Raw genomic sequence first — 14,974 nt, 5'->3', positions numbered from 1 at the left:
AGCTTGCTGTCCGATGAAATTCCGCTTTGCCGCTGCTGCCATGGCCACGACCCTGTTCGTGGGCATGGTCTCCGCCCAGACCCCGCAGCCGGCCCCGCAGCCGGTGCCCGCGCCTGCCGCCGCCCCGGCCACCGTCGCCACCCCGCCAGCGCCCAAGCCCAGCGTTTCCAAGGCGTGGGTCCTCATGGACTACGCCACCGGCCAGGTCCTGGCAGGCGAAAACGAGCATGAACAGCTGGCCCCGGCCAGCATCACCAAGGTGATGACCTCCTATGTGGTCGCCGCCGAGGTCAAGAACGGCAAGGTCCGTCCCGACGACCAGGTGATGATGAGCGAGCGCGCCTGGCGCGAAGGTGGCGCCGGTACCGATGGCAGCTACAGCGGCTTCCCGGTCAACCAGACCGCGCGCCTGGAAGACATGGAAAAGGGCATGGCGATCCAGTCCGGCAACGATGCCGCGATCGCCCTGGCCGAGCACGTGGCCGGCAGCGAAGAAGCCTTCGCCTCGCTGATGAACAGCTATGCCGCCAAGATCGGCATGAAGAACTCGCACTTCGTCAACGCGCACGGCCTGACCGCGCCGGGCCATCACAGCACCGCCTACGACCTGGCGCTGCTGGGCCGGGCGATGGTGCGCGACTACCCGGAAACCTACGCCTACAACAAGGTGAAGGAATTCACGGTGGGCAGCATCAAGCAGCCCAACCGCAACCTGCTGTTGTGGCGCGATGGCAGCGTGGACGGCATCAAGACCGGCCACACGTCCGAAGCCGGGTACTGCCTGATGAGTTCGGCGCAGCGCGGCGACCAGCGCCTGATCGCGGTGGTGCTGGGCGGCAGCTCGGAGAAGCAGCGCGCCGATGACAGCCTGGCGCTGCTCAACTGGGGCTTCCGCTTCTTCGAAACCCACCGCATGTATGAGCCGGGCAAGGCCGTGGCCGAGCACAAGGTGTGGAAGGGCAAGGCCGACACGGTGCAGCTGGGCGTGGCCCAGCCGCTGCTGGTGAGCGTGCCGCGCGGCCGCTACAACGACCTGAAGCCGACCATCGACGTGCCCAAGACGCTGGAGGCGCCGTTCACCGCGGGCCAGCAGATCGGCACGCTGAAGGTGACCCTGGACGGCAAGACCGTCGCCGAGGCGCCGCTGGTGGCGGTGGCCGCGGTGGAAGAGGCCGGCTTCTTCAAGCGTCTGTGGGACAGCTTCTGGATGTGGTGGGAATCGGAGTGATCCGGCGCCACTGAATCAAAAAAGACCGGCGAAAGCCGGTCTTTTTTTGGGTTCTTTTCCCCGATGGAGGGGCGTTTTTTTTCAGGGGCTGTTGCAGAGGGCGTACGGCTGTACGCGTGTGATCGGATGGTCCGGGCGGCTTGGGGATCGGGGCACTTTTTCAGTGGGGCTTGTCGCCAGCGTCAGGGCCCCCGCGCGGCCGGTAGACCCAGGGTAGTGTCCCCCGGCCTGGCGACCTCCTCCCTTATTTTGCCCGGGAGCCTACCGGCCCGCGACGCGGCTCGGCTTGCGGTAAGCAGGTGGAAGCGAGGCTTCTGGCTGTCGGTGGATCGGGCGCTGGGCGCCTATGCCCTTTCCGGCGAATGTCCCCCGGCGTCGGCCTGCGGCCGCCCCCTCCTCCTTTATTTCGCCTCCAAGGGCATGGGCGCCCAGCGCCCGATCCACCGACGACCGCGCCGGCTCCCCGCACCTGCTTCCGGGATGATGAGGAGCCAGCCAGCGGCCGGCACTACCTGCCTCGCCAGCCGTCATCCTGCGGCGTCTGACGCACGCCCGCCTCGGCCTTACAGCGACCGGCTGATGGTGAAGCTGCCGAAGATCGGCGCTTCCTTCTGGCCGTCGAACTCGCGCGTGCTGTGGTAGCGGGCCAGCGCGAACTTCCAGCGGCCGCGCATCACCGCCACGCCGTAGCCGGCCTGGCCCACCACGTGGCGTTTGTCCACGCTGTGGCTGTTGCGGAAGGTATTGCCATCCAGGGTGATGTCGCGGATCACCCAGGCCGCGTCGGTGGTGGCGAACAGGTGCCAGGACCAGCCGGCCGGGCGGCCGCCGCGGGTGGGCGCGGTGTTCTCGCCGGCCGGACGCAGCGGGGTGCTGCCGAAATCGTCCGGCAGCTTCCAGCCGAAACGCACTTCACCACCGGCATTGAGGTGGGTGGCCAGGTTGCCCACCGCACCGCCGTAGTGGCTGATCGCATCCCAGCCCCAGCCGCCGGCGTTCTCGCTGGCGTCGGCCGGCCAGCGGCGCATGCGCTCGTGGGTGAGCATGAACACCGGCTCGTTGTGCAGCTGGTTGTCCCAGCCCTGGAATTTCTCGTCGCCCAGCGCATCGTGCACCGCATCCTGCACTTCCTTGCCCAGCGCCCACGGCCCCACCACGCCCAGCGCCAGCTGCGTGGTCTGCAGCCGGTCGCCGCGCCGCGCGTTGTAGCCGAAGCTGCCGATCAGCACTCCCGCATAGGGGCGGTCGTCCTCGATCAGGTCCTTGCGGGTGAAATCGGTGGGGGTGAAGATCCCCTGGGCCACGCTGAAGATCATGTTCTGCTGTTCGAACTCGCCCGGGTGCAGCCGTTCCAGGTGCCGGTTGACCCAGCGCGCCAGCCGCGGCAGGCAGGGGTCGTCAGTGTAGTCCACCAGGTTGGGCGAGACGAAGGTGATCTGGGCGCCATTGGTGTAGCCCTGGTCCTGGTCGGCGCCGCCGAACAGGTCGTTGTCCACCCGGAAATTGACCTGCGGCGGGTGCTCGCGCATCGCGTCGGGCCCGCACTGGTTGGCGGCCTGGACCGCGGGGGCGACGAGCGCCAGGGCGCCGGCGAGTGCGGCCGACAACGCATAGGGCTTCAACGACATGGAATTCCCGCTCAGGATTTGTTCTGTTTTTATGCCGAAGCAGCGTAGTGAGCGCGTGATGCAGTGAACAGACCCGCGCACGCACTGGTGCGTTTTGTTGGTGAAGACCGATTTTCACGTAGCGTTAGGCGCCGCTATGGGCACGATCATGCAAGGCTTGGGTTCGGTCGCCGGCGTCCCCATAATCGCGGTCATGGAGATCAAGTCTGACAACCCCGACCACGGCTTCCAGTTCCCCGGCCAGTTCGAACTCAGCGCCATGGGCGCGGCCGGCCAGGAGCTTGAACGCGAATTGCCGCGCCTGCTCGAGCAGGCCGGCGTCGAAGTACTGACCGAACGGGTCAGCTGGAAACACTCGTCCAACGGCAAGTATGTGTCGGTGCGGCTGGTGTTCAAGGCCGACAACCGCGAACAGTACGACGCCGCGCACGCCGCGCTGCGCGAGCACCCGGAAGTGAAGTGGACGCTGTAGGCGCCTGCGATACCGCCCCCCAGCCCGGCGCGCGGGCACCGCAGCCGGCGATCGTGCGCGATCTCGGCCGGCAGGCCTATGCCCCGGTCTGGCATGCGATGCAGCGTTTCACCGACGCGCGCACCGACGCCAGCGCCGACGAGCTGTGGGTGGTCGAACACGATCCGGTGTTCACCCTCGGCCAGGCCGGCAAGGACGAGCACGTCCTAGCCCCGGGAGATATTCCGGTGCTGCACGTGGACCGCGGCGGCCAGGTGACCTACCACGGGCCCGGCCAGATCGTGGTCTACCCGTTGCTGCAGCTGCGCCGGCTGGGGATCGGGGTGCGCGATTACGTGTGCCGGATCGAGCAGGCGATCATCGACACGCTGGACGAATGGAATATCGGCGCTGAACGGCTGGACGGGGCGCCCGGGGTGTACGTGGGCGGGGCCAAGGTGGCCGCGCTGGGCATCCGGGTCCGCCGCGGCTGCACCTTCCACGGCCTGGCCTTCAACGTGGCCATGGACCTGGAACCGTTCCACCGCATCAACCCCTGCGGCTACCAAGGGCTGCAGGTGACCTCGGTGGTAGACTTGGGGGGACCGTCCGGCATGGCGGCCGCCAAGCCGGTGCTGTTGGGCCATCTGGCCCGCCAGTTCGGCCTGGACCTCCAGCCGACCACCGAATTGCCCGATCTGACAGAGGCGGCGTGAACGCCGTCGACCAAGGCCATGACTGAAACCACCGCTCGCATCATTCCCCTGCAGATCGTGCAGGGCGACACGCCGTCCGCCGCGCCGCTGCAGACCGGGGTCAAACAGCTGGGCGGTGACAAGATCGGCCGCTCGCCGGTGCAGTTCGCCGACGCGCCGGTGCTGCGCAAGCCGTCCTGGATCCGGGTCCGGATTCCCTCCGGCAACGCGGTGCAGACGCTGAAGGCCAAGCTGCGCGAGAACCGCCTGGTCACCGTCTGCGAAGAGGCCAGCTGCCCCAATATCCACGAGTGCTTCAGCCACGGCACCGCCACGTTCATGATCCTGGGCGAGGTCTGCACCCGGCGCTGCTCGTTCTGCGACGTGGCCCACGGCCGACCCAAGCCGCCGGACGCCAATGAACCGGCCAGCCTGGCCCAGACCGTGGCCGACATGGGCCTGAAGTACGTGGTGGTGACCAGCGTGGACCGCGACGACCTGCGCGACGGCGGTGCACAGCACTTCGCCGACTGCATCGGGGCCATCCGCGAGAAGTCGCCGGGCACCCGCATCGAGGTGCTCACCCCGGACTTCCGCGGCAAGGGCCGGATGGAGCGCGCGCTGGACATCCTGGCGACCAACCCGCCGGACGTGTTCAACCACAACATCGAGACCGTGCCGGACCTGTACCGCAACGTGCGGCCGGGCGCGGACTACCAGTGGTCGTTGACGCTGCTGAAGAACTTCAAGGCGCAGCACCCGACCATCGCCACCAAGTCCGGCATCATGCTCGGGCTGGGCGAGGACCTGGACCAGGTCCGGGCCACCATGCGCGACCTGCGGGCGCATGACGTGGACATGATCACGATCGGCCAGTACCTGCAGCCGACGCCGCACCACCACCCGGTGCTGCGCTACTGGACGCCCGAGGACTACAAGGCGCTGGAGGTCTACGGCTACGAGCTGGGCTTCAGCCACGTGGCCTCTGGCCCGATGGTGCGCTCGTCCTACCACGCCGACGTGCAGGCCAAGGGCGCGGGGGTCGCGGTCGCGTAAGCGATCGTGCTTACGCGTCCCACGGTTTGCCGCGCAAACCGCAGGCGCTCCCACCATCGCCGCATGCACCGCGCCGGCCGGCGCCCCCAGCGACGCCGGGGCGCCGCCTGTGCACTCATCGCGGCAGGTACCGATGAAGGTCGGTACCGGATCGCCTTCTCCATGCTGCCCCCACGTTCCGCCGGTTTCCATCGACCCCCGGTCGCTGGCGCCCCGGCGTGGCCGCGCTGCGCGCACATTCACAATTTGCTACAGACCCCGGTTTAGGCTGGAAATCCACGTTGCGCGGGGATGGATGACAAACCCCGCAACTTTCGGCACTGTCGTGTGGTCTGATCCGCACGCAGTCTCCCCCTTGGCAAGGTGCCATGAGCAAGTTGATGAAATTCAAAGCCCCCGCATTCCTGATGGCCCTGGCGCTCACCGCGCCGCTGGCGCTGGCCGCCTACGCCGATTCGCCGGCCCTGCCGTCGGCGGCGACGGCCGACCAGGTGACCACGTCCAAGCTGGTCTACGGACTGCTGTCGGACAGCCGCTATGCCTACCGGCCGCGCGCCCTTGACGCGGCGACCTCCAAGGACGTGTTCAAGCGCTATCTGGAAGCGCTGGACGGCAGCAAGCAGTTCTTCACCCAGGCCGACATCACCCGCTTCGCCCCGTTCGAGGCCAACATTGCCACCGCCATCCGCGGCGGCGAGCTGGAGCCGGCGTTCCAGGTGTTTGCGGTGTACAAGCAGCGCGTGGGCGAGCGCATCGGGTATGCGCGCAAGCTGCTCAAGCAGGATTTCGATTTCAGCAGCGACGAGAAGTTCGAGTACGACCGCAAGGACGTGCCGTGGGCGGCCAGCAGCGCCGAGCTGGACGATCTGTGGCGCAAGTCGGTCAAGAACGACTGGCTGCGTCTGAAGCTGGCGGGCAAGCAGCCGGCGGAGATCCGCAAGACGCTGGACAAGCGCTACGCGACGCTGGAAAAGTCGGTCAATGAGTTGAAGGGCGAAGACGTCTTCCAGTTCTTCCTCAATTCGTACACCAGCGCGGTCGATCCGCACACCGATTACTTCACCCCGCGCACCGCCGAGAACTTCAACCAGGCCATGTCGCTGTCGCTGGAAGGCATCGGCGCGCAGTTGCAGCGCCAGGACGACATGGTGGTGATCCGCGAGGTCATCGCCGGCGGCCCGGTCGCGGTCAACGGCACCCTCAAGGCGGGCGACCGCATCGTCGGCGTTGGCCAGGGCAAGTCCGGGCCGGTGGAGGATGTGATCGGCTGGCGCATCGATGACGTGGTGGCCAAGATCCGCGGCAAGGCCGATACCCAGGTGCGACTGGAATTCATCCCGGCCGAAGAGGGCGTGGATGGCAAGCACCACATGCTGGTGCTGACCCGGCAGAAGGTGCGCCTGGCCGAACAGGCCGCCAAGGGCGAAACCCTGAGCATCCCGGCCAAGGATGGGGAGCCGGCACGCAAGGTCGGCGTGATCAAGCTGCCCACCTTCTACCAGGACTTCGAAGGCCGTCGCCGCAACGCGGCCGACTACGCCTCGGCCACCCGCGACGTGGCCAAGCTGCTGGCCGGGTTCAAGGCCGACAAGCTGGACGGCGTGGTGCTGGACCTGCGCAACAACGGCGGTGGTTCGCTGGACGAAGCGATCGAGCTGACCGGCCTGTTCATTGAACAGGGGCCGGTGGTGCAGGTGCGCGAGTCCGGTGGGCGGGTCACCGTCAACAGCGATCGCAGCGAAGCGGTGGCGTGGGACGGCCCGTTGGCGGTGCTGATCAACCGCGGTTCGGCATCGGCGTCGGAGATCTTCGCCGGTGCCATCCAGGACTACGGCCGTGGCCTGGTGATCGGTGAAACCACCTTCGGCAAGGGTACCGTGCAGAACATCGTGGACCTGGACCGGTGGCCGAGCGGGGAGACCCAGCGCTACGGGCAGGTCAAGCTGACCATCGCGCAGTTCTTCCGCGTCAGCGGCAGCAGCACCCAGCACAAGGGCGTGGTGCCCGACCTGGCCTTCCCGGCCAGCGTGGACGCCAGCGAATATGGCGAGAGCACCTACGACAACGCGTTGCCGTGGACCCGCATCGCCGCCGTGCCGCACACCCAGTACGGCAACTTCGGCCCGCTGCTGCCCAAGCTGGAAGGCCGCCACACCGCGCGCATCGCCGCCGACAGGGAGTTCCAGTGGTGGAACGAGGACGTCGAGCAGTTCCGCGCCGAGAAGGCCAAGAAGTACATTTCGCTCAACGAGACCGAGCGTCGCGCCGAGCGTGAAAAGCAGGACAAGCAGCGCACCGATCGCCAGGCGATCCGCAAGCAGCTTGGCCTGGACCTGGACCCGCTGGCCGATGACAGCAACGACGATGGCCTGACCGGCAACGAGCGTGACATCGTCAAGGATACTGCCCGCGAAAAGGCCGCCGAAAAGCGTCCGGACCCGTTGCTGCGCGAGTCGGCCGCGATCCTGGCCGATGCGGTGAACCTGCTGGAGAAGGACCGTCCGCTGTCGGCGCAGGTGCTGCCGCAGTCGACCGGTGCCGGTCGCTGGGCCGACTGACCGGGCGTTGAAGGGGGGTAGAGCCGAGCCATGCTCGGCTTGGCTCACCGACCGCGCCATGGATGGATAGGCAAGTCTTGCCAAGCCAAGGCCAAGACCAAGGCAAGGCAAGGCAAGGCAAGTAAAGCAAGGCAAAGCCAAAGCAGCCGAGCATGGCTCGGCTCTACCTCTTCCCGGGGCGGAGGAGGCGGTTTCGGTGAACACCAGACCAACGAGGGGCCGGCCAGTGCGCCGGCCCTTCGCCGTTTAAACCCGGCGCATACGCCGACGGGGCTAAGCTGGGCGAAGTCTGTCCTTGCAGGAGCGCCCATGCGCCTGTCCCAAGCAATCCCGGCGGGCCTGCTGGCCGTCTCCCTCAGCGCCTGCGGTGGCCGCGCCGCCGACAGCACCCTGATCCGCGAGTCGTTCGACTCCGGCGACACCTATTCGCGCACCGTGCCGGGTGCACCGGCGCAGGCGTGCGAGGCGGCACGCCGCACGCTGCTCAGCCAGGGCTATGCCATCGCCCGGGCCGACACGGCGGCGGTGGAAGGCAACAAGAATTTCCAACCGCGCGATGACGAACACGAGCAGCTGGTGCTGCGCATTTCCTGCGCACCGCGCGGCGAACAGGCGCTGGTGTTCGTCAGCGCGGTGCAGGACCGTTACGCGCTGAAGAAAAGCCCCACCTCGGCCAGTGTCGGCGTGGGCGCGTTGGGGTCGGTGTCGCTGCCGTTCGGCAGCAACGATGATTCGCTGGTGAAGGTGGCCAGCAGCACCGTGCAGGACGCGGATTTCTACCGGCGCTTCTTCGATCGCCTGCAGCAGTACCTGCCGGTAGTGCCGGCCGCGCCGGCCCCCGCGCCGGTCGAACCGGCCCCGGCCGCGTCACCGCCTAACGCCGCACCCGCCGCGGTGCCCGAGCCGGCCCCGGCCGCGTCACCGGCTACCGCCGCACCCGCCGCGGTGCCCGAGCCGGGCCCGGCGCCCTCGGCCGATTCCCCGGTGCCTGCGCACTGAGCAGGCGGGCAGGGTGCACTCGGCAACCGTAACGCGTCGGCCGCGCCGTTGGCCGCAGGTGCTGGCCGCCTTGCTCGGCATCGCCGTGGGCAGCGCCGCCGCCGCGCCGGTGCCGGCCTGCACGCAGGGACTGCTGGAAGCGCTCGGCTGGCGCTTCGTCGATGCGCCAGTCAGTACGCCGGTCATCCACGGTGGCCCGGTCTGCACCCGCGCCACGTTGCAGCAGGCGCAGCGTGCCGGCGACCTGCGCGTGCAGCTGCCGCAGGCGTGGACGGCCGCGCAGCGCGCGGCGTTCATGACCGACCTGCTGGATGACCCGGCCACGCTGTGTGCCTACACGTTCAAACTGGGCCAGGCCACGCGCCGGGCGACCACGCAGCTGCAGGACAACCCCGGCTACCGCTTCTCGGCACTGCAGCTGGGCTGGATCGGGTTCGGCGCGCGCGGCGCACAGGCGCAGGGCTGGCAGCGCTTCCGCAGCTTCGGGCGTGGCTACCAGCCGGCGGGCGCCAACAGCGCCGCGTTGCAGCACTTCTATGATGGCCGCGTGCGCTCCGAATGCGGGGTGGGGCGGCAGGTGGCGCAGCTGGCGACCCAGCGCGAACTCTATGGCGATGCCGCCTTCGATGCCGAGTTCAGCCCGGGCGAGGTGTCGATCGGCACCTTCCTCACCCTGCACGACACCGACAGCATCCTGCTCGGTCGCCACGCGGGCACCTTCCTTGCCGACGGCAAGGCGGTCAAGACCGCGCAGCTCGGCCGCCAGGCCTTCGTCGGCGCGCCCGGCTTCATCGAACACGTGTTCGACAAACGCTACCTGGACGACATCAACAACCAGGCCGAGAACTTCGTGGTGGTCGATGTGAGCGACGCCGCTGCGCAAGCGCTGCGCACCCACGGCGGTTTCGCCCATTACGATGCGATCAACCGGCGCATCTGGGCGCTGGCCCAGCGCATGCCCGGCCCCGGGCCGCGGCGCTTCGAACGCCTGCTGGTGGAGCGCGACCCGGTCTGGCGCAACGGCCTGCCGCCGGAGCAGCGACCGTTGCTGGCCGAGCTCGACGCCTTGCTGGACGATCCGTTCTACCAGGGGTTCGTGATTTACGTGCATCCTCGCGGTATACGTCCTGTCGGATACCACATCGCACGCCTGCTCGACCGCAACCCGCGCACGCCGTTTGCGTTCGAACTGGGCCTGCACAACCTGCATACCACGCTGTTCCGGCGCTGGATCGACGCACGCCTTCGCCAGTGCGATTCCCCGCCGGCAGCATCTCCGCAACACAACAACTGACACGCTGGAAGGTGATGGATGGATATTGCAATGATCGGCTTGGGAAAGATGGGCGCCAACATGGCCGAGCGCCTGCATCGCGGCGGCCATCGGGTGATCGGCGTCGATCCCGGCGAGGCGGCCCGTGACAGCGCCGCCACCCGCGGTTTCGAGGTGAGTGCCTCGATTGCCGACGCACTGGCGCAGCTGCCGGTGCCGCGCGTGGTGTGGCTGATGGTGCCCGCCGGCGAAGTGGTCGACCAGACCCTTGCCGCGCTGTCGCCGCACCTGTCCGAAGGCGACGTGGTGATCGATGGCGGCAACTCGTATTACAAGGATTCGATGCGCCGCGCCGAACAGGTCAAGGGCGAGGACGTGAGCTACATCGACTGCGGCACCAGCGGGGGCGTGTGGGGCCTGCAGGAAGGCTACAGCCTGATGATCGGCGGCGAGACGGCCGCGGTGGAGCGGGTGGGCGCGATCTTCCGCACGCTGGCCCCGGGCGAGGATCGCGGCTGGGCGCACGTGGGGCCCAGCGGGGCGGGCCACTTCTGCAAGATGGTCCACAACGGCATCGAGTACGGGATGATGCAGGCCTACGCCGAAGGCTTCGCGCTGATGCAGCACAAGACCGCGTTCAACCTCGATCTCGCCCAGGTCGCCAAGGCCTGGCAGCACGGCAGCGTGGTGCGTTCGTGGCTGCTGGACCTCAGCGCCGATGCGCTCGGCCGCAATCCGCAGCTCGATGGCATCGCCCCGTACGTGGAAGATTCCGGCGAAGGCCGCTGGACGGTGGCCGAGGCGATCGACCTGGACGTGCCGGCACCGGTGATCACCCTGTCGCTGCTGGAGCGGCTGCGCTCGCGCGAGAAGAACTCCTTCAGCGACCGCCTGCTGGCGGCGATGCGCAACGAGTTTGGCGGCCACGCGATCAAGACCCGCTGAGCCCGCCCCAGGGCGCGCCGGCCGGTGGCCGGCTCGCCCTGGCCGCTTCAACCTCGAGCCATCGGCTCAGGCAGGCGGCGCATCCAGTTCGATGCGTCGCCCGCTACGCGCGCTGGCGGCCCCGGCCTCCAGCAGGCGCATTACCTGCAGCGCTTCCACCGCGCTCACCGTGGGCGCGCCCACGCCCTGCATGGCATCGCGGAAGGCGGCATACAGGCGGCGGTAGTCGCCCGGCACGTTGTCCACGCTGCTGCGCTGCAGGCGGTCCTCCGCATCCACGACCACGTGCTGGCCATGCAACGGGTCCAGGCCCCAGCCTGGCGCGCCGGGCGCTACGCCGTCGCGCAGCTGCTCTTCCTGCACATCGCGGCCGTCCTTGAGGTAGCTGCCGAGGCTGCCGTGCACGCGGAAGCGCGGCCCGGACGCGGCCACCAGCGAGCCGGCGTGCACGATCGCGCGATGCCGCGGGTAGTGCAGCACCGCGTGGAAATAATCATCGCTGCGCGCATCCCCGCGCTGCGCGGCCAGGTCGGCGCTGATCGCCTCGGGCCAGCCGAACAGCTGCAGCATCTGGTCGAGCAGGTGCGGCCCCAGGTCCATCCACAGGCCGGCACCAGGGGCATCGCTCTCGCGCCAGCGATCGCGTACCTGCGGGCGATAACGGTCGAAGTGCGAGTGGCACTCGGCGACCTCGCCCAGCACGCCATCATCGAGCAGGCGGCGCAGGGTAAGGAAGTCCGCATCGAAGCGGCGGTTCTGGAACACGCTGACCACCCGTTCGGCCGCCTGCGCGGCCTGCACCACCGCCTCGGCCTCGGCCACGTCCAGGGTGAAGGGCTTGTCCACCAGCACATGCTTGCCGGCCTGCAACGCTGCGATCGCCAGCGGCGCGTGGTCGCGGTTGGGCGTGGCGATCACCACCGCGTCCAGGGCCGGATCCTCGAACAGCTGCTGCGGCGTGGCGCAGATGCGCACGTCGGTGAAGCTGCGCAGCAGCCGGTCGCGCTGCGAACTGACGATGCTGTGCAGCACCAGGCCGGGGGTGTGCTGGATCAGCGGCGCATGGAACACGCTGCCGGCCAGCCCGTAGCCGATCAATCCCACCTGCAGGGGCGTGGTCATGGCGAGCTCCATCAAGACGGGGGCAACCAGCGTAGCGGCTGAGCGCGCAGGGCGGAACATGAACGGTTGTGCAGGAAGCTGAGTGGTTCACGGCGGCGTTATGTTCCGCGCACGTGGCGAACACGGGCTTCCCCGGACACTGGCCACACACCCAAGGAGACACCGAACATGACCAACACTACGCGCACTCTGCTTGCTGCTTCGCTGGCCCTCGGCATGGTGCTGGGTACCTCCTCCGCCATGGCCAAGGATCCGCCGAAGACCACCGACCACGCGGCGATGACCCACGCCGACACGCATGATTCGGCCGAGCCGGTGACCGACAGCTGGATCACCACCAAGGTCAAGACCGATCTGCTGACCAGCAAGAATGTCCCGGGCACCGAAGTCATGGTGGAAACCGTGAACGGCGTGGTGACCCTGAAGGGCACCGTGGCCACGCAGGCCGAGTATGACAAGGCCCTGCGCGTGACCAAGGGTATCAAGGGCGTCAAGAGCGTCGACTCCACCGGCCTGAAGGTCGCTGGCGGCGCCGCCAAGGCCGCCAAGCGCTGATCCAGCGGATTGTTTGATCGTTTTGCACGAGGGCGCGCCGACTGGCGCGCCCTCGTCCTGTTTGAATGGTTCAGAAAAAAACAGCAGCCCTATTCACAATGCGCTGCGGTATATTCAGGGCTTCACCTGCGCCGGCGCGCCAGTGAGGCCGAGGCGGCCGCGATGGGGTCACCGCCGGCAACGGCACCGCGAGCTGAAGAGGGAATATGGCGCTGGTTTTCAGTGACGACGTCTGGGATCGCTGGCGCTTGCCGGCACTGGCACTGGCCGCGGTGGCCATCATCGTGGTGCCGTGGCTGACCTTGCGCAAGCTGGCCGATGACAACGTCGAAGCCATGCGCTGGGTGAGCCATACCCAGGACGTGGGCGTGGCGGTGTACCAGCTCCAGGCCGACGTGCGCGATGTGGAATCGGCCGCGCTTACGATGTCCAAGGGCGTCGATGCGCCGGGTCTGCGCGAGCGCCTGGGCCAGGCCAAGGACATCCCGAGGCGGCTGGCGCGACTGGCCGAACTGACCCGCGACAACCCCGACCAGCTGATCCGCATCGGTCGCATCCAGTCGATGGTGGAGCGGCGCATGGAGCTCGCCCGGCAACTGGCCCGCAGCACACCGGATTCGGACCAGCGCGAGCTGGTCCAGGACCTGACCACCCGTTACCCGATCCGCGGCCTGATCGAAGAACTGCAGGCCACCGAGGAAACGCTGCTGAACGAGCGCAGCCTGGCCTTCCAGAAGCAGCAGCGGCAGACCGAGCTCGTCTCCTGGTCCGCGCTGGCGGTGCAGTTGGCGCTGCTGGGGCTGGTGCTGTGGCTGCTGCACCGCCAGATCGCCCATCGCGCCACGGCCGAGCGTGCCTCGCTGCGCTCGGCCGCGCGTGCGGCCTCGGTGCTCCACACCGTGCGCGAGCCGATCGTGCTGCTCGACCGCGAGCTCAAGGTGCAGCTGCACAATCCGGCGTTCGCCGAACTGTACGGCCTGGACGAGGAGCAGCCGGCGGAAGGGCTGCGCCTTGACGGCATCGGCGATGGCGCGTGGAACGATGCGGTGGTGCGCCAGCGCCTGATCGACGTGCTGCTGCGCGGCCGCGAGCTGTGGGATTACGAGCACGAACAGCGCACCGCCGACGAGCAGGTGCGCACGATGTTGATCAATGCCCGGCGCATGCCGCTGCCGGACAAGGACGACGAAGTGGTGCTGATGACCGTCAGCGACGTCACCGTGCAGCGCGCCGTGCAGCAGCGCGTGGAAGAACTGAACCGCCAGCTGGAGGGCAAGGTGGAGCAGGTCTCCGAGGTGAACCGCGAGCTGGAAGCCTTCAGCTACTCGGTGTCCCACGACCTGCGCGCGCCGCTGCGCCACATCGGCGGGTTCTCGGACAAGCTGGCTCGGCACCTGGGCGACCAGGCCGATGAAAAATCCCTGCACTACCTGGGCGTCATCTCCAATTCGGCGCGGCGCATGGCGGCGCTGATCGATGACCTGCTGGTCTACTCGCGGCTGGGTCGCGCGGCGATGCGCATGCAGGCGGTGGACATGCAGTCGTTGGTGGCCGATACCCGCGCCATGCTGATGGCCAACCTGCAGAGCGAGGCCGAAGAGACCGGCGTGCATCGCCAGGTGGAGTGGACGGTGGCCCCGCTGCCGATCCTGGTCTCGGACGAGAACATGATGCGGCAGGTGTGGTTGAACCTGCTTGGCAACGCGCTCAAATATTCTTCCAACCGCGACCCGGCCCGGATCGAGGTCGAGTACCAGCAACAACCCGACGGTGGCCACCTGTTCACCGTGCGCGACAACGGCGCCGGCTTCGACATGGCGTACGCCGGCAAGCTGTTCGGCGTGTTCCAGCGCCTGCACAAGGCCAGCGACTACCCCGGCACCGGCATCGGCTTGGCCAGCGTGCGCCGCGTGCTGACCCGGCACGGCGGCCGCATCTGGGCCGAGTCGGCCGTCGATGCGGGCGCCACCTTCCATTTCCTGCTTCCCCCTGCGCTCGACGCAATCAACAAGGGCCCTGCCGCATGACCGCACTTCGTACCATCCTCCTCGCCGAGGACAGCCCTGCCGACGCCGAGATGGCTGTCGACGCCCTGAAAGAGGCTCGCCTGGCCAACCCGATCGTGCACGTCGAAGACGGCGTGGAAACGATGGACTACCTGCTTCGCCGCGGTGCCTACGCCAACCGCGAGGAAGGCCTGCCGGCGGTGCTGCTGCTGGACATCAAGATGCCGCGCATGGACGGCCTGGAAGTGCTGCGCGAGATCCGCAACACCGAGGAGCTCAAGCGCCTGCCGGTGGTGATCCTGTCGTCCTCGCGCGAAGAAAGCGACCTGGCCCGCAGCTGGGACATGGGCGTCAATGCCTACGTGGTCAAGCCGGTGGACGTGGACCAGTTCTTTGGTGCGGTGCAGACCCTGGGCAAGTTCTGGGCGGTGATCAACCAGGCGCCGGAAGTCGAGTAA

At 68.1% G+C, this 14,974-nt stretch carries 13 protein-coding genes; 11 read left to right on the top strand and 2 right to left on the bottom strand.

Going from position 1 to position 14,974, the window contains the following annotated elements; genetic code table 11:
• Window positions 1–13 precede the first annotated feature (13 nt).
• Window positions 14–1,228, top strand: coding sequence for a D-alanyl-D-alanine carboxypeptidase family protein (locus AC06FD_RS18125; protein ID WP_259210243.1), 1,215 nt, complete (start codon window positions 14–16; stop codon window positions 1,226–1,228).
• A gap of 563 nt (window positions 1,229–1,791) precedes the next feature.
• On the opposite strand, the gene AC06FD_RS18120 is transcribed toward AC06FD_RS18125, so the two are convergent.
• Window positions 1,792–2,856, bottom strand: a complete 1,065-nt coding sequence (locus AC06FD_RS18120; RefSeq protein WP_394164942.1) for a lipid A deacylase LpxR family protein — start codon at window positions 2,854–2,856, stop codon at window positions 1,792–1,794.
• A 193-nt stretch (window positions 2,857–3,049) separates the two neighbouring features.
• Here AC06FD_RS18120 and AC06FD_RS18115 point away from each other — a divergent pair, with 193 nt between their 5' ends.
• From AC06FD_RS18115 to gnd, 7 genes are all read left to right on the top strand, one after another.
• On the top strand, window positions 3,050–3,328 hold the full coding sequence (locus tag AC06FD_RS18115; RefSeq protein WP_259207795.1) for a DUF493 family protein: 279 nt from the start codon (window positions 3,050–3,052) through the stop codon (window positions 3,326–3,328).
• Window positions 3,316–4,023: a lipoyl(octanoyl) transferase LipB gene (gene lipB / locus AC06FD_RS18110; protein ID WP_259207793.1), complete on the top strand. Its 708-nt coding sequence runs from the start codon at window positions 3,316–3,318 to the stop codon at window positions 4,021–4,023. The genes AC06FD_RS18115 and lipB overlap by 13 nt, the downstream gene beginning before the upstream one ends.
• Before the next feature lie 18 nt (window positions 4,024–4,041).
• Window positions 4,042–5,058 carry a lipoyl synthase gene (lipA, locus tag AC06FD_RS18105; protein WP_394164941.1) on the top strand — a complete coding sequence of 339 codons (1,017 nt, stop codon included), beginning with the start codon at window positions 4,042–4,044 and terminating at the stop codon, window positions 5,056–5,058.
• A 380-nt stretch (window positions 5,059–5,438) separates the two neighbouring features.
• Window positions 5,439–7,616 (top strand): carboxy terminal-processing peptidase, encoded by a 2,178-nt coding sequence (locus AC06FD_RS18100; protein WP_259207789.1) that lies wholly within the window; start codon window positions 5,439–5,441, stop codon window positions 7,614–7,616.
• 309 nt (window positions 7,617–7,925) lie between these two features.
• Window positions 7,926–8,615: a DUF2242 domain-containing protein gene (locus AC06FD_RS18095; RefSeq protein WP_478078544.1), complete on the top strand. Its 690-nt coding sequence runs from the start codon at window positions 7,926–7,928 to the stop codon at window positions 8,613–8,615.
• 70 nt (window positions 8,616–8,685) lie between these two features.
• On the top strand, window positions 8,686–9,909 hold the full coding sequence (locus AC06FD_RS18090) for a hypothetical protein (RefSeq protein WP_478078572.1): 1,224 nt from the start codon (window positions 8,686–8,688) through the stop codon (window positions 9,907–9,909).
• An 18-nt stretch (window positions 9,910–9,927) separates the two neighbouring features.
• A complete protein-coding gene (gnd, locus tag AC06FD_RS18085) occupies window positions 9,928–10,833 on the top strand; it encodes a phosphogluconate dehydrogenase (NAD(+)-dependent, decarboxylating) (protein ID WP_259207785.1) in 906 nt (301 codons plus the stop codon).
• 66 nt (window positions 10,834–10,899) lie between these two features.
• Here gnd and AC06FD_RS18080 read toward each other — a convergent pair whose 3' ends face one another.
• Window positions 10,900–11,955 carry an oxidoreductase gene (locus AC06FD_RS18080; RefSeq protein ID WP_478078543.1) on the bottom strand — a complete coding sequence of 352 codons (1,056 nt, stop codon included), beginning with the start codon at window positions 11,953–11,955 and terminating at the stop codon, window positions 10,900–10,902.
• A gap of 168 nt (window positions 11,956–12,123) precedes the next feature.
• Between AC06FD_RS18080 and AC06FD_RS18075 the strand changes: the two genes are divergently transcribed.
• The 3 genes from AC06FD_RS18075 to AC06FD_RS18065 all read left to right on the top strand — a co-directional run bounded on the left by AC06FD_RS18075 (window position 12,124) and on the right by AC06FD_RS18065 (window position 14,974).
• Window positions 12,124–12,510 carry a BON domain-containing protein gene (locus AC06FD_RS18075; RefSeq protein WP_259207781.1) on the top strand — a complete coding sequence of 129 codons (387 nt, stop codon included), beginning with the start codon at window positions 12,124–12,126 and terminating at the stop codon, window positions 12,508–12,510.
• A gap of 206 nt (window positions 12,511–12,716) precedes the next feature.
• The gene (locus AC06FD_RS18070; RefSeq protein ID WP_259207779.1) at window positions 12,717–14,537 is read left to right on the top strand and encodes a sensor histidine kinase; all 1,821 of its coding nucleotides are present in this window, start codon (window positions 12,717–12,719) and stop codon (window positions 14,535–14,537) included.
• Window positions 14,534–14,974, top strand: a complete 441-nt coding sequence (locus AC06FD_RS18065; RefSeq protein ID WP_259207777.1) for a response regulator — start codon at window positions 14,534–14,536, stop codon at window positions 14,972–14,974. The genes AC06FD_RS18070 and AC06FD_RS18065 overlap by 4 nt, the downstream gene beginning before the upstream one ends.

Source organism: Stenotrophomonas sp. Steno-Z1 (genome assembly GCF_056393175.1).
The sequence above is the reverse complement of the archived record's forward strand: the minus strand, read 5'-3'. Positions and strand labels throughout refer to the sequence as shown.